This window comes from Pseudoalteromonas sp. K222D, from assembly GCF_017653575.1.
Classification (GTDB): Bacteria; Pseudomonadota; Gammaproteobacteria; order Enterobacterales; family Alteromonadaceae; genus Pseudoalteromonas; species Pseudoalteromonas nigrifaciens.
This window is the reverse complement of sequence record NZ_JAGGDL010000016.1, coordinates 31,327-49,799: the sequence shown is the minus strand read 5'-3', so window position 1 is coordinate 49,799 and position 18,473 is coordinate 31,327. Positions and strand designations below refer to the sequence as shown.

The window sequence follows — 18,473 nt, the reverse complement described above, 5'->3', positions numbered from 1 at the left end:
AATCCTTAGGAGTTTTTATAAAAATAACGCGTTAACACCACGAAAATACTCAATAATGAACCGAGTAAACCACCTACTAAAACAAACAATAATCTACGTGGTTTGTCTTTCATTTCGGGTACTAAAGCAGGGTCAATAACTTTTAATGCGTAGTTGTCACGTACCTTAGAGAGCATTATTGTTTTAACTTGTTCTTCCAATAGGCCATATAAAACTTCTCTAAGTGCTACGTATTCTGGTTTATTAAGCAATACCTTTAAATAAGCAATGTTTTTTTCGGCTTCATCTACATCTGTCGCGCGCATTACTTCATTTAAGTCATTAATAATAATATCTAACCATTGCTTAGCTCGCACTGCAGATAAATGCTCAACAGAAAGTAAAATAGTGCTACTTTCTGATTTTTTAGACACGGAGAAAACATCCATAAACTTTTCGTAAGCTTCTTGTCCCGATGGTTTTTGTTGTACCGGAAAACTAACCTCACGTATCCATTCGTTTGTTTGCTCTTTATACATTTTCGGATCGTAAACAAGCTTATTTTGCTGTGGTAACCAATTGGTTGCAGCTATCAACTCTGGATATAAATTGTGCTTTTCGATTAGCTCCATTACAAACTTTTTCGATTTTAATGTTACTAATATTATTTCGGTATTATCTGACTCTTGTGGCAGACTTATACCAGCTAAACTAGCAAAACCACCTAATTTACCGGCTAAATCACCCAAGCCTGACTGTTGATTTTGTTTTGCAGTAACTGTTAATACCTCTGATTTATATATATTTGGCTGATTATAAATATAAATACCAAAAGCTACTGCGCATACTACGCTCACTATGGCGATGATAAATTTATTTTTCCAGATAACAGAAATTACGTCTTTTATCGACACTTCAGCCTGACATAGCGAATCGTAATACTCATTTGGGCTTTGACCACTCATATCATTATTTCCTAAAGGCTACTAACAGCAGCAACAGCTACGCCAAGTTGATAAAGAATTTGTGTTGCAGTGCTCCACAGCGTTAGCTTATCTAAGTGACCAGCGTCCATTGGTACTACTATAGTATCGCCTGGCTGAAGTTGATCTGAATTGTTAATTGCAAACCAGTTACCTGTATTAGGAATTTTAACTGAGCCATTAGCTTTAATTATATAAATACGATCATCTGCAGCGCGCTCCTTTAAGCCACCACTAAGATTAATATATTCATCAACACTTATACCTGCTTTATACAAATGAGAAGTTGAATAGTTAACTTCACCAATCACACTTATAGAGTCGCGCTTACTAGGGACATACAATATGTCGCCATCTTGTAACACTAAATTTTGCTGGTTATTCACTATTAGCGGCAAATCGATAACTAAACGACCTACAGCTTCTACACTTGCGAGATCTTTTAGTAAGCTATCCATATCTTGATACGATAGAGAGTTACTGCTAACAGAGCTCTGAAAGCTCCTAGAGGCTATATCTCGGCGTAGTTCAGTAGATAAGCGCGCTAACTGTTGTTGCTCTTGCTTTTTAATTGACTGGCGAGTGAATATAGCTGCTTGTTGCTCTGCAAACTTAGAGAATCCACCTGCTCGCTCTAATAAATTGGTTAATGTTTCGCCTCGGCGAATAGTATAAGTGCCTGGAAACTTAAGCTCGCCTTTAAGGGTTACTTTTACATTTTCTTGCCAGTTAGGAATGGCAAAAACATTTAGGCTATCTTTACTTTGCAAAGCTGTGTCTATTACTTCGTCACCAAGCATTGCTGCTTGCAAATCAAATCTTAAATGCTTCACCTGTGAGGCGTCACCTGAAACTATACGTGTAATTTCTGCTTCTTTTGTATAAGCCGATTCAAGTAATCCGCCTGAAGCAGTAATCAAATCTTTGACTTGTCCACCTACTGATAATGGATAAACACCTGGATATGCAACATTGCCATTTACTTCAACTAATTGCATAGCTTGTTGCACTGAAGCTTGCTGTTTTAATTTAGAAACAATAGGCGCTAATAAGTTATAGCGGCTATATAGTGCGTAGTCTTCAGCCTCAAGTTTTTGCTCAGCCTTATGCTTTTTAATTTCGCCGATTGTTTGTGATTGTTCTTTATTATCTAACTCTTTTTTTTCGTTGGCTGAATTTAAGCCTATATATTTTTCGAACTCATTTTGCTGATATTTATGCCATTGCGATACTTTTAGCTGTTGTTCTTGCTGTTCTTGACTTAATGCCATGTCCTCGAGTGCTTGTTTCTCAGCTTTTTTATCTTCAAAGCGACTAAACACGATAATTTTATCGTTTACTGAAAGAGCTAAATCATTTTTTTTATTTTTAACTATGGCTTGAGCGATATCAAATTGGTGAATTTCTATATCACCATTTATATTCGTTTCGCGTACAACTAAGCCATAACTTAAATCAGCCTGCGGTAGCAAATCGCCACGTATAGATTTTAATACATCTGAAATATGCTTCCCTTGGCGCCATTGATAATTTCCAGGACGTGCGACTGCACCAATTAAGCTAATGGAGTTTTTATACTGTGAACTGATAGAATCAAAGCGAATACGATCTCCATCTTGAGGGATGTAATTTATTTTAGTACGTGTAAAGTCAACTGATAAAACCTTTTTACGGTCGTGACTAAAACGCTCCACTATTACATTTTTAGCATAGGCACTTGGTTTTAAGCCGCCAGCCATTGTGAGCAAGTGTTTTGCTGTTTCGCCATTTTTAAGTTCAAAAATAGCAGGGCGTTTAACCAAGCCTTCAACAGCGACTTGCTCACCAACAGTTGGAATAAATACTACATCACCAGGTTTTAGGATTATATCGTTACTGCTATCGCCATTTATAAGTAAGTCATACATATCAAAGTTAGTAATTACCTTACCTGCGCGCTTTACTTGAATGTTACGCAGTGAAGCAATATCTGACACGCCGCCACTTACAAATAATGCATGAGATACGGTAGTCAACGACGATACACTATAGCTACCCGGTTTATAGGCTTCGCCTAATACCATAATGCGCATACTACGTAGCTGCCCAAGTGACACAAAGGCTTTAACGCCAATTATTTCTTGCTCTACTTTAACTTTAATTAACTCTTTAACCTCAGCAAAGGTTAAACCTGCTACCTGCACAGGGCTTAAATCGGGTATGTTAATACGACCCTCGCGGTCGACTATTACTTCAAAGCTATCGCTTTCTTTACCATAAAAGTTAATAAGTAACTGATCGCCACGCCCTATTAAGTAGGTGTCGGGCACTGCAGCACTTTCATTTGGCATGAATGTAGTTGGCTCACCCGCAAATAGCTCATAACCAAATGGTTTCACTGGTTCTATCTCTGGTTGAAATCTTTCTTCGTCAGTAAGAGGTTCTTTGCGCTCTTCTGCGCGCTGATTTATAACTGTACTTTGTTCTGTAGCAGCTGTTTCATTTGATTGACTTATATTACCAATTGAGGAAAGGTCTACACCATATTGCTTAGCTAGGGCTTCTTGTTGAGATTTTGGTAATTTTTTAAACTGCTCTATTTGTGCATTAGTTGGTGTGAATGCTAAAGCACCAAAACCGCACGCTAAAATAAAAACAGCTATAAAATATTTAAAAACGTTCACGAGTAGGTATTTCCCTAGGTCTACAACCAAAAATGGCCGCCATTGTACATTATAATCAAAGCAATAAAAAAGGGGCTTAAGCCCCTTTTATTGTTACTAAAACACTGTATTTTGTTAAATCAGTTAAAAACTGTAAACCAATGTTAATGAGGTCTCTGTATCGGTGCTTTCTTTGTCATCAGCAACATCTGAGTTGTTAATAATATTGTAAGCAACCTTCATTTGTAATGAACCATTTATTTTAGCAAGTAGTGCAGTTTCTGAGCGTGTTTTGGTGTTGGTGTCACCATACTCTACTGTTACTAATTGCGTAAAACGAGCGTTATCAGAAATCTTCCAGTTGTAATCTAATTTACCTAAGGCAATAATTTCGCCTTCGTATTCACCAGCAAGTGAATTACCATTTTCATCAACTTCTGTGCTTACATCTGGATACTTAAAGTACTTATAACCAGGACCAATTTCGGCACTTAACCACATGGTTTTTTCGTTTAATAAACGTAAACCATAACCAGCAGAAACTACCGACTCACTTCTATAGGCACCAAAATAGTCTGAAACGTGTGAACCATAAATGAATAGGTGCGAGTGTTTTTCATTTAATTTGTAATTGCCTTGTGCAGAAATAGCGTATTTTTCGTTAGTACGCTGTTTGTCTTTTGTACCATCGTCGTTTTCTACTTCGTCTTCTTTATAAATACCGTCGATTTTGTACTCATTATTCCAACGTTCTAGATGATGCAATACCTTAATACCACCTTTAAGTGTGGTGGTTTCGGTGTTACCGCTGGTAATAATAGCGCCTAGCTCACTGGTAACTTCCCAGGTTTTTTGCTCAGCGTCGTCTGCAAATGCGTTAGTTGCTGCTGTTGCTGCAACTAAAATTGATAAAAGCTTTAGTTTCATTTAAAAATAACCTTTGTATAGCTGTAAGTAAATTAATCTTGTTTGCGTAAATGTACATCCACCTGAGGAGCTGGAATATTGATCCCTTGCTCATCAAATATAATTTTAATTTCTTCGAGTAAACTCCAGTACGTAGGCCAATAATCGGCTGACTCAACCCACGGGCGAACTATAAAGTTTACGCTTGATTCAGCAAGCTCAGATACTGATACGTTATAAGCCGGATCTTTTAAAATGCGTGACTCGCTATCGAGTATTGATTTAAGCACTTCTTTCGCTTTGCGTAAATCGGCATCGTAATCTACACGAATTACTAAATCTATACGGCGTGTTGACTCTCGTGAGTAATTAACGATTGCATCTGACATGATTTTTGAATTTGGCATTATGATAACTTTGTTATCTGGGGTGCGCAGCTCTGTTGAAAATATTTCGATTTTTTTAATAGTGCCGGCTTTATTACCTGCCTCTACGTAGTCACCCGATTTAAAAGGGCGTAGTAAAATAATCAGCACGCCTGATGCAAAGTTAGAAAGCGAGCCTTGTAGTGCTAAACCTACAGCTAAACCAGCAGCACCTAAAATAGCAATAAATGAGGTTGTTTCGATCCCTATTTGCGACAGCGCCATTAAAACGGTCGCCATAAATACTATGGCAAATACAATACTAGAAACAAAAGAGCCTACTGCTTTGTCTACTTTCTTTTTGTCGAATGCTTTTTCGGTTAAGTTTGCACAAAATTTTGCAATTCGCCCACCTAATAAAAAGATAACCAGCGCTATTACCGCTTGTATTCCATAGTGTAAAATTAGGCCTGAGTTTTCATTAAGCCAATTGAGTACCGATTCCATTTTGTGGTCCCTGAAAGTCGTTCATCTGATTTTATCGGCAAATTATATATTATTTACATTTTGGATTCATTAGATAATGGGTTTGCATAAATAAGTTTTAATCCAGTTACTTATTAAAACATTAGTTAACTTGACTGCTTTTCGTGCAAAACACACACTAAACATGCTATTTCGCTCTTTTTTTAATTTTTTTCACTTTTTTGCTTCACAACTTTTAATACTTTATGTATTATGCGCCTCACACCAACCAAGGTGTGTTGTGGCGGTTGTAGCTCAGTTGGTAGAGCCCCGGATTGTGATTCCGGTTGTCGCGGGTTCAAGCCCCGTCAATCGCCCCAATTTTTCTTTCCTCAAGAAAAATCAAAAAAGTATTAATCCTTTAAGTTGTTTATTCAGTTTTTATATTTTTAAAACCCACATTAAATAAGCTTAAAATACCTAGCTTGTAGTAGTAGTAGATTTACCTTACGCTTTTTTATCTTAATAACCGCGACATAAAGCCACGCCTACAACAAACACACCCCGTAAGCGGGAGTTTACCTCGCGCAAATTTTAGCAAGCGCGGCATAAAGCCCCGCCTACGAGCAACTTAAACACCGATTTTGGTTTAATCTCTGCCTAAAACCAGCCCTTTTACTCTGGCCTGCCTTTATTGCGTTTACCTAATAAGTACGCGTCGCGGAATTTTATAAAATGCTGTTCTAATTTAGAGGCTGCATCCTTCTCTCCCGCTAACGCTAACACCATAATGGCCACTTCTGCGGTGCCAAGTTGATGCGCATGGGGAGCAACGCGAAGGCGGTAGTCTGAGAGTTTGTCGGCAGTGATCGACAATACCGGAAGATTATCTAAATACGGACTTTTGCGGATCATTTTTTTAGCTTCGCGCCAGGTGCCGTCTAGAAATATAAATAGCGGTTTTTTACCGGCTGTTATATTTACTTCAGTTACGGCTCTGCCCGGCTCCACATCTTCAGCAGGAAATACAACCATAGGTTGATATTGCGGATCGTTTATTAATGCTAAAAGTTTGGCATCGGGATCGGTTCTATCCCATCTAAATGCATAGTTTTCAGGTACTATTTCGGCAATTAAACGCCCAGTATTTGAAGGTTTAAAGCTTTCATTATGATACATAAGTAAACACACAGCGGCGTCGCAATCGGCTTGTACAACCCCTTCACAAATACAGTAAAGCTCTGCAAGTAGGCATTGCTGGCAACGTGTCATTTTAGCGCCTCGAGCGTTAAACTCACGGCGCGATTCGCTTATTTGTTGGGCACGTAATGCTAAAACGGCATTTTTCACTGGGGGTTTACCTTAAATAAATTAGGCGCGCATTGTAGCTATATTTGATGAAAATAGATATGTGAGGGCTTTAGGTATTAACAAGGTGATACAACCCTATAGGCGGGAGTTTACCTCGCGCAATGTTTTTTGAACCTTAAACAAGCGCGGCGTAAAGCTTTACCTTAGGCAAATTTAAAAATTACTGCTACTTTTAAATTATGACTTTTCTAATGATTATTTTAAATGAAAAAATCACAGCTACTTCGTAAAGGGCGTGTATCTTTAGCTAATCACTATTACAACGTAACTCTAGTTACATATGACAGACAATGCTTATTTACTGATCTTTATTTAAATAGATTATTAATAAATGAAATGAGAATTCTGGAGGAACAAGACGCATCTAAAACGATTGCCTTTGTGTTTATGCCCGATCATATACATTGGTTATTTCAATTAAAAATGAGCTCTTCTCTTAGCTGCTTGATTCGTACATTCAAAGGTCGCTGTACAAAACAAGCAAGGGAGCAATTTTTAATACAAAAGCTGTGGCAACCTGATTTTTATGACCATTTAATTAGGGATGAAAGCGACTTAACTAATTGTGCTCGTTATATAGTAGCAAATCCCCTTAGAGCATCTTTAGTTAAGAGTGTTGCTTTTTATCCTCATTGGGATTGTATTTATATTACTTGAACTCGCGCAATGTTTTTTAATTTTAACCAGCGCGGCATAAAGCCCCGCCTACAACAAACACCCAACCCCGTAGGCGGGAGTTTACCTCGCGCAATGTTTTTTAATTAGCCAGCGCGGCATAAAGCCCCGCCTACGGACGGCCTAAACACTGAGCTTGGTTTGATCTCTGCCTGAAACCTAATACCTAATACCTAATACCTAATACCTAATACCTAATACCTAATACCTAATACCTAATACCTAATACCTAAAACCTGCTTTTTCGCCCATAAAAAACCCAAGCTGGGCTTGGGTTTTTAAACAATTAACTAAAAGAAATTACTTTTTCTTTTTAACTGCTTTTTTATTTGGTAAGTCAGTGATTGAACCTTCGTAAATTTCAGCTGCTAGGCCGATTGATTCATTCAATGTTGGGTGAGCATGAATGGTAAGCGCTAAGTCTTCGCCATCTGCACCCATTTCTACTGCTAGGCCAATTTCGCCCAGCATTTCGCCTGCGTTAATACCAACCATAGCGCCACCGATTACACGGCCACTTTCTTTATCAAAAATAAGCTTAGTAGAACCTTCAGTACGTGCAGATGCAATTGCACGACCTGATGCAGCCCACGGGAATACCGCAGTTTCAATGCTAAGGCCTTGCTCTTTTGCTTCTTTTTCAGTTACACCAACCCACGCCATTTCTGGATCTGTGTAGGCAATTGAAGGAATACATTTAGGATCAAAGTAATGTTTTTGACCAGAAATAACTTCAGCTGCAACGTGTGCTTCGTGAACCGCTTTGTGCGCAAGCATAGGTTGGCCAACAATGTCGCCTACTGCAAAAATGTGCTCAACGTTTGTTTTAAGCTGCTTATCAACATTAATAAAGCCGCGATCATCAACGTTAACGCCTGCTTTATCTGCATCAAGTAACTTACCGTTTGGTGTACGGCCAACTGCTACAAGTACTTTGTCGTAACGTACTGGTTCTGCTGGTGCGTTTTTACCTTCAAACGTTACATATAGGCCATCGTCTTTTGCGTCAATGCCCGTTACTTTAGTAGAAAGCATTACATTAAATTTGTCGCTTACGTACTTTTGGTAAATTTTAACAATGTCTTTATCAGCAGCAGGTACTAGTTGATCAGCAAATTCAACTACGTCGATTGCTGAACCTAGTGCACGGTATACTGTGCCCATTTCAAGGCCAATAATACCACCACCAAGTACAAGTAGCTTTTCAGGGATATCTTTAAGCTCTAGTGCGCCAGTTGAGTCAATTACGCGATCATCTTCTGGGATGAAAGGTAAGCTAACTGGTTTAGAACCTGCAGCAATAATTGCGTTATCGAAGGTAATTGTTGTTGTACCGTCGGTGCCTTCAACAGCAATGGTGTTACTGCCAGTAAATTTACCGTAACCGTATACAACTTTAACTTTACGCATTTTCGACATGCTAGTTAAGCCACCAGTTAGTTGGCCAATAACAGAGTCTTTCCATGAACGGATTTTGTCTAAGTCAATTTGTGGTGCGCCAAAAGTAACGCCATGATCGGCCATTGCCGCTGCGTCATCAATTACTTTAGCTACGTGTAAAAGCGCTTTTGAAGGGATACAACCCACATTTAGACATACACCGCCTAGTGTATCGCGAGACTCAACTAGTGTAACTTCTAAGCCCAAGTCAGCAGCACGGAAAGCCGCAGAGTAACCACCAGGACCACCGCCTAGTACAACAACTTGAGTTTTTAATTCGTTGCTCATGCTATTACCTTAATTATTTGAACGGGACACAGCCCCAAGGTTTAACTGCCATGCTTCTGCGAGGCAGAAATTCTGTGCAAAGATTGTATCATTGCAAATGGTAAAAATCCCAGCAAAAAACAACTGGCTGGGATTTGATTTCATACATTTTTAGCGATTACATCACTAATTGACGAATATCGCTCATGTAGCTTGCCAGCGTAACAGTAAAGCGTGCTGCTAGCGCACCGTCAATCACTCTATGGTCGTACGACATTGACAATGGCACCATAAGTTTTGGTTCAAACTCTTTACCATTCCATTTTGGCTTCATTTCAGATTTAGACACACCTAAAATAGCCACTTCTGGCGCGTTAACAATCGGCGTAAATGCCGTACCGCCAATACCGCCTAAGCTTGAAATAGTAAAACAGCCACCTTGCATATCTGCCGAGGTAAGCTTACCGTCGCGTGCTTTAACAGATACTTCCATTAGCTCGCGCGATAGTTCAATAATGCCTTTTTTATCAACATCTTTAAACACAGGTACTACTAAACCATTTGGCGTATCAACCGCTACACCAATATTAATGTACTTTTTAAGAATTAAGCTTTCGCCGTCGTTAGACAGTGACGAGTTAATAGTTGGAAATTCGGCCAATGCTTTTGCTGCGGCTTTCATTACAAATACTAGTGGCGTAATTTTAACACCTAGCTTTTTCTTCTCGTTAAGGGCATTTTGCTCTTTACGGAATTCTTCAAGGCTGGTTATATCGGCTTCGTCGAACTGAGTAACATGTGGGATTTGCACCCAGTTACGGTGTAAGTTTTTACCCGATAGCTTTTGAATACGCGATAGTTTTTTCTCTTCAATTTCGCCAAACTTAGCAAAATCAACTTTAGGCCATGGAATAAGCCCAAGCTCACTGCCGCCTGCGTTGCCTTTACCTGCCGACAATTGACCAGATTCAACTTGCTTAACTAAGTTTTTAACATAGTTTTGCACGTCGTCTTTTACTACGCGGTTTTTACGACCAGAGCCTTTTACGTTAGCTAGGTTTATACCAAACTCACGTGCTAAGCGGCGTACCACAGGCGATGCATGTGCATACGCGCTATTATCAGCAAAGCTTTCGTTGCTAGCTGCTGGAGCAGATTGCGTCGCTGTTTCGGCTTTTGGTGCTGGCTTTTCGCTTTTAGCAGCAGGTGCTGATTTTTCGGCTTCAGGTTTAGCGGCTGCAGCAGGTGCGCCACCAGCAACTTCAAAAACAAAAATTAACGAGCCGGTCGATACTTTGTCGCCAGTAGCTACTTTAATTTCTTTAACTGTGCCTGCAAACGGTGCCGGAAGCTCCATTGCTGCTTTGTCGCCTTCAACATTTAGTAACGATTGATCTTCAGTAACGCTGTCGCCAACGGCTACTAAAATTTCGGTCACTTCAACTTCGTCGCCACCAATATCAGGCACGTTAACTTCTTTTGTGCTTGATGCTGAGCTTTGCTCGGCTGCTGCCGGTGCTGCTTTAGTTTCGGCTGGTGTTGATTCAGCAGCTGGTGCTGCAGACTCGCTACCTGCTACTTCAAATACAAATACCAATGAACCGGTTTTTACTGTATCGCCAGTCGCTACTTTAATTTCTTTAACTGTGCCAGCAAACGGCGCAGGTACTTCCATTGATGCTTTGTCGCCTTCAACGCTTAAAATAGACTGATCTTCGCTAACGCTGTCGCCAACGGCTACTAAAATTTCAGTTACTTCAACTTCGTCATCGCCAATATCTGGCAAGGTTACGTCTTGTGCTGCAGAGCCAGAAGCAGCAGGTGCTGGCTTAGCGTCAGTTGCAGGCGCTTTTTGCTCTGCTGCACTGTCGCTTTTAGCTGTACTTGCGCTTTCGCCTTCACTCTCGCCTTCAAAGATAAACACTAAAGAGCCAGTAGCTACGTTGTCGCCAATGCTTACTTTAATCTCTTTTACCGTGCCAGCTGTGTCGGCCGGTACTTCCATTGACGCTTTATCGCCTTCAACGGTTAGTAATGCTTGGTCAACTTCAACAACGTCGCCAACGGCTACTAATATTTCGGTTACTTCTACTTCATCACCACCGATATCGGGTACTTTAATTTCAATACTCATTGCAAACCTCTTATGCGTACAGTGGGTTAAGTTTGTTGGTGTCGATATTGAACTTTTTAAGTGCTTCAATAACTACCGACTTTTCAACTTCACCACGTTTAGCAAGTTCAGATAACGTAGCAACTACAACGTAGTCTGCGTTAACTTCAAAGTGACGACGAAGGTTTTCGCGGCTATCAGAGCGGCCGTAACCATCGGTGCCTAACACTTTATAGTTATTGCTAGGAATAAACGAACGCGCTTGCTCTGCGTAGTTTTTCATGTAATCGGTTGCTGCAACCGTTACTGAATCGTTTAATACGCTAGTGATATACGCAGTTTTTTGCTCGCCTTCAGGGTTAAGCATGTTAAAACGCTCAACATCTTGGCCATCGCGCGTTAATTCGTTGAAAGACGTTACTGAGAATACGTCAGATGCAACACCGTAGTCTTCGCTCAATACTTTAGCTGCTTTACGTACTTCAGTCATAATAGTACCCGAGCTTAATAGCTGTACGTTGGCTTTTTTGCCTGCGTAGCTCTCTAGCTTGTAAATACCTTTACGAATACCTTCTTCAGCGCCTTCTGGCATAGCTGGCTGATGGTAGTTTTCGTTCATTAACGTTAAGTAGTAGTAAATGTTTTCTTGATCGTCACCATACATACGACGAATACCATCTTGAATGATAACCGCTACTTCGTATGCATACGTTGGATCGTAAGAAATACAGTTAGGTACTGTGCTGGCAAGAATATGGCTGTGGCCATCTTCGTGTTGTAAGCCTTCGCCGTTAAGCGTAGTACGCCCTGCTGTTGCACCTAGTAAGAAACCACGTGCTTGCTGATCGCCTGCCATCCATGCCATGTCGCCAACGCGTTGGAAACCAAACATAGAGTAGTAAATGTAAAATGGGATCATTGGTAAATCGTTGGTGCTGTAAGATGTTGCTGCAGCAACCCATGACGACATTGCACCTAACTCGTTAATACCTTCTTGCAGTACTTGACCCGATGTAGCTTCTTTATAGTAAGAAACAATATCGCGATCTTGAGGTGTGTAGTTTTGGCCATGCGGGTTATAAATACCAATTTGGCGGAACAAACCTTCCATACCAAAGGTACGTGCTTCGTCGGCAATAATAGGTACTATGTTTTTACCAATGCCTTTGTCTTTTAATAAAATATTAAGTGCACGAACAAAACCCATAGTGGTAGAAATATCACGTTTTTGTTCTTCAAGTAGCGGGTTAAACGCTTCTACTTCTGGCACTGTTAGCTTTTCGCTAAAGCGTGCAATACGCTTAGGTGTATAACCTTTAAGCTCTTCACGACGAGCGTGTAAGTAAGTGTGCTCAGGAGTGCCTTCTTCAAGCGTTAAATAAGGCAGTTCGGTTAGTTGCTCTTCAGATATTAAATCGTCAAGGCCTAGGCGTGAGCGTAGGTGTGCAACATGCGACATGTCCATTTTTTTAACTTGGTGCGCAATGTTTTTACCTTCAGCCGCTTCACCCATGCCGTAACCTTTAACGGTTTTAGCAAGAATAACAGTAGGACGACCTTTGGTTTCTTCTGCTTTTTTAAATGCAGCAAATAATTTAGATGGCTCATGACCACCACGCTTAAGCGCAAAAATTTCGTCATCTGTCATATCAGCAACAAGTGCTGCTGTTTCAGGGTAACGACCAAAGAAATGTTCACGTACATACGCGCCATTTTTTGCTTTATACGTTTGGTAATCGCCGTCAACCGTTTCGTTCATTAGTTGTAATAACTTACCGGTTTTATCTTTAGCCAGTAATATATCCCAACCGCTGCCCCACACTAGCTTAATTACGTTCCAGCCAGCGCCTTTAAATAGGCCCTCTAGCTCTTGAATAATTTTACCGTTACCCATAACTGGGCCATCTAGGCGCTGTAAGTTACAGTTAACTAAGTAACATAGGTTGTCTAGCTTTTCGCGTGCAGCAAATGAAATAGCGCCACGAGATTCTGGCTCATCCATTTCGCCATCACCTAAAAACGCATATACACGTTGGTTTTTAGTGTCTTTTAAGCCACGGCCGTCTAGGTATTTTAAAAAGCGTGCTTGGTAAATAGACGAAATTGGACCAAGGCCCATAGAAACCGTAGGAAACTGCCAAAATTCAGGCATTAATTTAGGATGCGGGTACGACGGTAAGCCTTCGCCACCTACTTCTTGACGGAAGTTATCTAGCTGCGATGCCGATAAACGCCCTTCAACAAATGCGCGCGCATAAATACCCGGAGAAATATGACCCTGGTAATAAACTAAGTCGCCGCCGTCTAAATCGTTTGGTGCTTTAAAAAAGTGGTTAAAACACACCTCATAAAATGCCGCAGACGATTGGTAAGACGCCATATGGCCGCCTAAATCGAGATCTTTTTTCGATGCACGCAATACAATCATAATCGCGTTCCAACGAATTATTGAACGAATACGGCGTTCAATATTTACATCTCCCGGGTAAGCAGGTTCTTGCTCTACCGGAATTGTATTGACGTAGTTAGTGGTAATACCCGTTGGCATATCTACGCCATCTAAACGGGCTTGCTCTAACACTTGCTCAAGTAAAAACTGAGCTCGTTCAACACCTTCTTCGCGCACAACCGATTCAAGAGCTTGTAACCACTCTTGTGTTTCTAGCGCGTCTACGTCAATTTTATTGACTTCAGACATATGGAGGTTTCCTTATGTTTAAAATACGAATGTTGTGTATTTAACACATCCCACTTACTAATTTTGAGTAAGGATGTATTTGCTTAATTTTGTTTGGTGCGTCTTAAACTGCGTTCAATTCGCGAATGTTCTTTACCCGCTTCCAGTAACGCTTCTTCTATATATGCTAAATGCGCATTACTAGCTAAGCGTGCTTCTTCGGGCTTACCTTCAATAACGGCATCCATTAGCAAACCACGGTGGTGGCCTAATTGGTTACTGATATCTGATTTTGTTAATAACACGGTTAAATTTTGTAATACATTTTGCTCAAGCAATGCCTGCATGCCTCTCACCAAATGTAGTAAAACAATGTTATGTGACGCCTCTGCAATACAAAAATGAAAAGCATTTATTGCTTTCGCTTTTTGTTGTAGGTCGTCTTGTACCAAAGCAATTTGATCAAAGCTTTGTTTTACTTTAATAAAATCGTTATTGGTGCCACGCAATGCAGCGTAATACGCGGCAATCCCTTCTAATGCATGGCGAAATTCAAGTAAATCAAACTGCGATTCTGGATGTTTACTGATCAAATCAAACAGCGGATCAGTGAGCCCTTCTTCGAGCTGATTTTTTACATACGTACCGCCGCCTTGGCGTCTGGTTACTAAACCTTTCGCTTCAAGCTTTTGAATCGCCTCGCGCAGTGATGGCCGCGACACTTCAAATTGCTTAGCTAACTCACGCTCCGGTGGCAGTTTTTCGCCTGGTGCCAACGACCCCTCAAGAATCATGTTCTCAAGTTGTTGTAAAATCACATCCGATAATTTTGCAGCTTTAATCTTTAAAGACATCAGTCAACGTCCGCGTTGTATAAATACCAAAAGCCCTTAAAACCAGGCTTTGAACTGAACAATTTAACCAAAAGGTAAATTGGTCATACCAAATTTTGACATACGGTAACAAAAAGCCTAATTGCTGTCAATTTACAGTAGCTTTAAGGACACTTAGCCAGCGTAACGCATTCAGCGCAAAGTTTAAAGAATACACAAAATAGTATAAATAAAGAAAGGTAAATGAGACGAAAATAAATTGGTCAGACCAGGGAGGGTAAAGTGATAAAGGAGAGTTTAGGTGTTAGCAGTCAAAAATAAGTAAACACCCCATAGCCCGCAGTGTAACTTTAATTACAGCCCGTTTATTCACAAAGAGGCTTAGAGGGCGCTGCGCTTTAGAGCAGTGAAAAGTAATAGCTTAAAATGTTAACTTTTTAATGTTTTCTCATTTACTCTCATTGCCTTCTCTTTGTGAAATAGTATCTTTGTTTGAAAAGAGAAATATAAAACCGCACTTACACAATCCACACACCGTGCTTAGTTTTATCTTTTGTCTGGAATTTGTAAGTGACAAGCTTGCTGGCGCGGTATTTTTAACAAAAATATAATTACTTAAAACATTCGCACTGTGTGCGTGCGGTGGCAAGCCCCTCGCCTACGTATAACCTCAAACACCGAGCTTGGCTTTATCTCTACCTAAAACCTGGCGCCTAAAGCCTGCCCTTTAATCCAACCCACCAAACAGGGTTAATAATGCAATCAGTACTAAATAAAACAATACATTACGTTTTACCAATTTAATCATACAAGTGGCTTCGTACGCGCAGTCGTAGTAGCGTTTTTCTACTTGCTCTGCGGCTAAGGCGGTGTAAGTAACCACTTTGCGGTTAGGGCTTGAAAAATCAAGCGCGTAGCGTAACCAGCAACTAGTGCCTTTATTAAAGTTACCTATTACTAAATAACCAAAGCTGGTAATGCGCGCTGGTAACCAGTCAAGCCAAAATAATAATCTGTGTAGCATTTTAGAATGCTTTGCTATTATTTCGTCGTCATCTTGCGTTACTAAATCGGCGAATGTGCGTACGAGTGCATATAAAACCGCACCGGCTACGCCTAATATTACAAACCAAAAAATCACCGCGCAGTAAAATCTAAAGTTAACCCATGCCAGGGTTTGCCCAACTGTTTCGCCGTCTTGCTCTTCTTCTGTGCGATTTTGGCCCATTTGCAGTGCATATAAGGTAGCCGCAGTTTTATCATCTCGGGTTAAAGCGTTTAAGTACGACTTATATAATGCACGCTGCTTAGCACAGCCAAAACACACGAGTAATATTGTTACATTAAAAATAAGTTGCCACAGCACAAAGTCAGACAGCAAATATAAACAACCAATAGCCAGTACAGGTAAAAGTAGCCACACTAAAAAGCCAACACCCGAGCCAAATACGCCTTTATTAGTGAGCAGGTTTGCCGAGCGATTTACATAACCGTCTGCGTAGTAGCTAATTTGCCAATGGGCTGAACGAGCACCTAAGCGCTCAAGTATTAATGCAATTATTATCGAAACCAAAATCATTGTTGTTACTCACTTAGCCTGATTGTTTAAGCATAGTTAAAAATAAATGCCAGTTAAAGCTACTACCGGGGTCTGTTTTTCGCCCTGGTGCTATATCGCAATGCCCTACAATTCGCTCTGTTGTTATATTTGGATAGCGTTGCATTATGGCTTCACTTAATATTTTTAAACTAGTGTATTGCGCTAAAGTATAAGCGGTGGTGTCGGTTCCCTCAAGCTCAATGCCAATGCTAAAGTTATTGCAGTTAGTTTGCCCGTTAAACTCAGACGCCCCAGCATGCCATGCTCGCTTAGTAAATGGCACGTACTGCACTAGCTCACCGCTGCGTTTAATAAAGCAATGTGCCGACACCCGCACACCGTGTAAATCGCTAAAGCTGCTATGCGCTTCACAATTAAGCGTACCCATAAATAAATCATCAACATAAGGTGTACCAAACTGCCCCGCCGGCAAGGATATATTGTGAATTACCAATAAAGAAACGTCTGTATCACTCGGGCGCTCATCAAAATGCGAACAACCACGCTGCAAAGCACAATTTACCACCCCATTTAAATCTATGTTCATAATTTAAATCAAAAGATCTACATAACATCGATGCTAAAGGATTTAATTTAAAAATGATAGATGAAGCAATAAAAGCTTACCAACCAGCGAACTTGTAGGCGGGAGTTTACCTCGCGCTGTTTTTTAATTTTAATCAGCGCGGCATAAAGCCCCGCCTACGTGTAACCTAAACACTGAGCTTGCTTTGCTCTCTACCTAAAACCGACCTTTTCACAAAGAGAAGACAATGAGAGCAAATGAGAAGCCACTTAAACAGCTAATTTATTTTTACTACTCTAAAGCGCAGCGCCCTCTTAGCCTCTTTGTGAATATGTTTTTCGCACTACGTGCGGCGCGGTGGCAACCCCTCGCCTACAGGTAATTTAAACACCGAGCTTATCTCTACCTAAAACCTGATACCTGATACCTGAAACCTGCTCTTCCCTAAAACCTGATACCTGAAACCTAAAACCTGCTTTCCCCAAAAACCTGATACCTGCCTTTACCACAAAGCTGGTTATTGCAATTCAAACATAGTAAAATTTGCTTAATTTATTTACTGTTACGAGCTTTTTTATGCCTATTCCACACACTTTAGTTAGTCAACTAGTTACTCTTGCACTCGGTGAAGATTTAAATTACCAAAGTGCTGAAAATGGCGACATTACCGCGCAACTAATTCCTGCAAACGAGCAAGCGAACGCTAAAGTAATTACCCGCGAAGACTGCATATTTTGTGGTAAAGACCTAATTATTGAAGTATTTAAACAAGTAGATCCTAGTGTTGTAGTAAATGTACTAGTAAACGATGGCGATGCAGTTAAAGCTAACAGTACTTTATTTACAGCAACTGGCTCGGCTCGCGCTATTTTAACTGCCGAGCGTACAGCACTTAACTTTGTACAAACACTTTCGGGCACAGCTACTACCACAGCTCATTATGTAAAAGAACTTGCGGGTACAAAAACCCAACTACTCGATACCCGTAAAACCATACCTGGTTTACGCATTTTACAAAAATATGCAGTTAAGTGTGGCGGCGGTGCAAATCACCGTATTGGTTTATACGACGCGTTTTTAATAAAAGAAAATCACATAGCTGCGTGTGGTGGTATAAACAAAGCCGTAGCGCAAGCTAAACAAAACCAACCAAACAAACCAATAGAAGTAGAAGTTGAATCACTTGTTGATCTAAAACAAGCGCTTGATGCGGGTGCCGATATTATAATGCTCGACAACTTTAACGTAGAGCAAATTAAACAAGCTGTAGTGGTTACTAACAAACGTGCAAAACTTGAGGTTTCGGGCAATATGACCTTACAAACGCTTAAAACTTACTCACAAGCTGGGGTAGACTTTATATCAAGCGGAGCGTTAACAAAAAACTTACAATCAATCGATTTATCAATGCGATTTGATTAATAATAACGCAGACTTTAAATTTAAACTGCGCTAATTCATTGACAATAGATACTATAAAGCATTAAATAACCCGAAAGGATTGCTTTTTAACATTTTGTTAAATAAAATACTTTTTTAAATATAATCCGTGTACTAAAAAGTAAAAAACAGTGGTAAACTCACGCTGTTGTACTATAGATGAATGTACCATTAATATAAAAGCACTAATT

The 18,473-nt window shown here is 40.2% G+C and carries 13 protein-coding genes and 1 tRNA gene; 3 read left to right on the top strand and 11 right to left on the bottom strand.

All coding sequences use genetic code 11. From position 1 onward, the window contains the following. Positions 1-5: 5 nt before the first annotated feature. The 4 genes from J5X91_RS09785 to J5X91_RS09770 form a co-directional block, all read right to left on the bottom strand. Positions 6-944, bottom strand: a complete 939-nt coding sequence (locus J5X91_RS09785) for a Wzz/FepE/Etk N-terminal domain-containing protein (RefSeq protein ID WP_197108433.1) — start codon at positions 942-944, stop codon at positions 6-8. A gap of 11 nt (positions 945-955) precedes the next feature. Further along, positions 956-3,625 (bottom strand): SLBB domain-containing protein, encoded by a 2,670-nt coding sequence (locus J5X91_RS09780; protein WP_208834526.1) that lies wholly within the window; start codon positions 3,623-3,625, stop codon positions 956-958. Positions 3,626-3,748: 123 nt separating this feature from the next. Continuing rightward, on the bottom strand, positions 3,749-4,531 hold the full coding sequence (locus J5X91_RS09775; RefSeq protein WP_089367703.1) for a DUF481 domain-containing protein: 783 nt from the start codon (positions 4,529-4,531) through the stop codon (positions 3,749-3,751). A 32-nt stretch (positions 4,532-4,563) separates the two neighbouring features. Continuing rightward, positions 4,564-5,382, bottom strand: a complete 819-nt coding sequence (locus tag J5X91_RS09770; RefSeq protein WP_208834525.1) for a mechanosensitive ion channel domain-containing protein — start codon at positions 5,380-5,382, stop codon at positions 4,564-4,566. 262 nt (positions 5,383-5,644) lie between these two features. Here J5X91_RS09770 and J5X91_RS09765 point away from each other — a divergent pair. Beyond that, positions 5,645-5,720, top strand: a tRNA-His gene (locus J5X91_RS09765). Between the two features lie 295 nt (positions 5,721-6,015). On the opposite strand, the gene J5X91_RS09760 is transcribed toward J5X91_RS09765, so the two are convergent. Continuing rightward, the gene (locus J5X91_RS09760; protein WP_192532463.1) at positions 6,016-6,690 is read right to left on the bottom strand and encodes a tRNA-uridine aminocarboxypropyltransferase; all 675 of its coding nucleotides are present in this window, start codon (positions 6,688-6,690) and stop codon (positions 6,016-6,018) included. 225 nt (positions 6,691-6,915) lie between these two features. Here J5X91_RS09760 and J5X91_RS09755 point away from each other — a divergent pair, with 225 nt between their 5' ends. Next, positions 6,916-7,368: a transposase gene (locus J5X91_RS09755; RefSeq protein ID WP_089367699.1), complete on the top strand. Its 453-nt coding sequence runs from the start codon at positions 6,916-6,918 to the stop codon at positions 7,366-7,368. A 318-nt stretch (positions 7,369-7,686) separates the two neighbouring features. Here J5X91_RS09755 and lpdA read toward each other — a convergent pair whose 3' ends face one another. From lpdA to ampD, 6 genes are all read right to left on the bottom strand, one after another. Continuing rightward, complete coding sequence (gene lpdA, locus J5X91_RS09750; RefSeq protein ID WP_011327104.1) at positions 7,687-9,114, bottom strand: dihydrolipoyl dehydrogenase; 1,428 nt, start codon at positions 9,112-9,114, stop codon at positions 7,687-7,689. A gap of 157 nt (positions 9,115-9,271) precedes the next feature. After that, positions 9,272-11,227 carry a pyruvate dehydrogenase complex dihydrolipoyllysine-residue acetyltransferase gene (gene aceF / locus J5X91_RS09745; protein WP_208834524.1) on the bottom strand — a complete coding sequence of 652 codons (1,956 nt, stop codon included), beginning with the start codon at positions 11,225-11,227 and terminating at the stop codon, positions 9,272-9,274. Between the two features lie 10 nt (positions 11,228-11,237). Next, positions 11,238-13,904 (bottom strand): pyruvate dehydrogenase (acetyl-transferring), homodimeric type, encoded by a 2,667-nt coding sequence (gene aceE, locus J5X91_RS09740; protein ID WP_208834523.1) that lies wholly within the window; start codon positions 13,902-13,904, stop codon positions 11,238-11,240. Positions 13,905-13,987: 83 nt separating this feature from the next. Then, a complete protein-coding gene (pdhR, locus tag J5X91_RS09735) occupies positions 13,988-14,737 on the bottom strand; it encodes a pyruvate dehydrogenase complex transcriptional repressor PdhR (protein ID WP_011327101.1) in 750 nt (249 codons plus the stop codon). A gap of 706 nt (positions 14,738-15,443) precedes the next feature. Continuing rightward, a complete protein-coding gene (ampE, locus tag J5X91_RS09730; protein ID WP_011327100.1) occupies positions 15,444-16,295 on the bottom strand; it encodes a beta-lactamase regulator AmpE in 852 nt (283 codons plus the stop codon). 13 nt (positions 16,296-16,308) lie between these two features. Then, entirely contained in the window at positions 16,309-16,863 is a 555-nt protein-coding gene (gene ampD / locus J5X91_RS09725) for a 1,6-anhydro-N-acetylmuramyl-L-alanine amidase AmpD (RefSeq protein ID WP_011327099.1), read from the bottom strand. Positions 16,864-17,418: 555 nt separating this feature from the next. Here ampD and nadC point away from each other — a divergent pair. Next, positions 17,419-18,264 (top strand): carboxylating nicotinate-nucleotide diphosphorylase, encoded by an 846-nt coding sequence (gene nadC, locus J5X91_RS09720; protein ID WP_182684030.1) that lies wholly within the window; start codon positions 17,419-17,421, stop codon positions 18,262-18,264. The last annotated feature ends 209 nt before the right edge of the window (positions 18,265-18,473 follow it).

What these genes read in the sequence shown, in the direction of transcription:
- J5X91_RS09785 (WP_197108433.1), bottom strand. Translation starts at nt 944, where the DNA reads ATGAGTGGTCAAAGCCCAAATGAGTATTACGATTCGCTATGTCAGGCT.
- J5X91_RS09755 (WP_089367699.1), top strand. Translation starts at nt 6,916, where the DNA reads ATGAAAAAATCACAGCTACTTCGTAAAGGGCGTGTATCTTTAGCTAAT.
- lpdA (WP_011327104.1), bottom strand. Translation starts at nt 9,114, where the DNA reads ATGAGCAACGAATTAAAAACTCAAGTTGTTGTACTAGGCGGTGGTCCT.
- ampD (WP_011327099.1), bottom strand. Translation starts at nt 16,863, where the DNA reads ATGAACATAGATTTAAATGGGGTGGTAAATTGTGCTTTGCAGCGTGGT.
- aceE (WP_208834523.1), bottom strand. Translation starts at nt 13,904, where the DNA reads ATGTCTGAAGTCAATAAAATTGACGTAGACGCGCTAGAAACACAAGAG.
- nadC (WP_182684030.1), top strand. Translation starts at nt 17,419, where the DNA reads ATGCCTATTCCACACACTTTAGTTAGTCAACTAGTTACTCTTGCACTC.
- aceF (WP_208834524.1), bottom strand. Translation starts at nt 11,227, where the DNA reads ATGAGTATTGAAATTAAAGTACCCGATATCGGTGGTGATGAAGTAGAA.
- pdhR (WP_011327101.1), bottom strand. Translation starts at nt 14,737, where the DNA reads ATGTCTTTAAAGATTAAAGCTGCAAAATTATCGGATGTGATTTTACAA.
- J5X91_RS09775 (WP_089367703.1), bottom strand. Translation starts at nt 4,531, where the DNA reads ATGAAACTAAAGCTTTTATCAATTTTAGTTGCAGCAACAGCAGCAACT.
- ampE (WP_011327100.1), bottom strand. Translation starts at nt 16,295, where the DNA reads ATGATTTTGGTTTCGATAATAATTGCATTAATACTTGAGCGCTTAGGT.
- J5X91_RS09770 (WP_208834525.1), bottom strand. Translation starts at nt 5,382, where the DNA reads ATGGAATCGGTACTCAATTGGCTTAATGAAAACTCAGGCCTAATTTTA.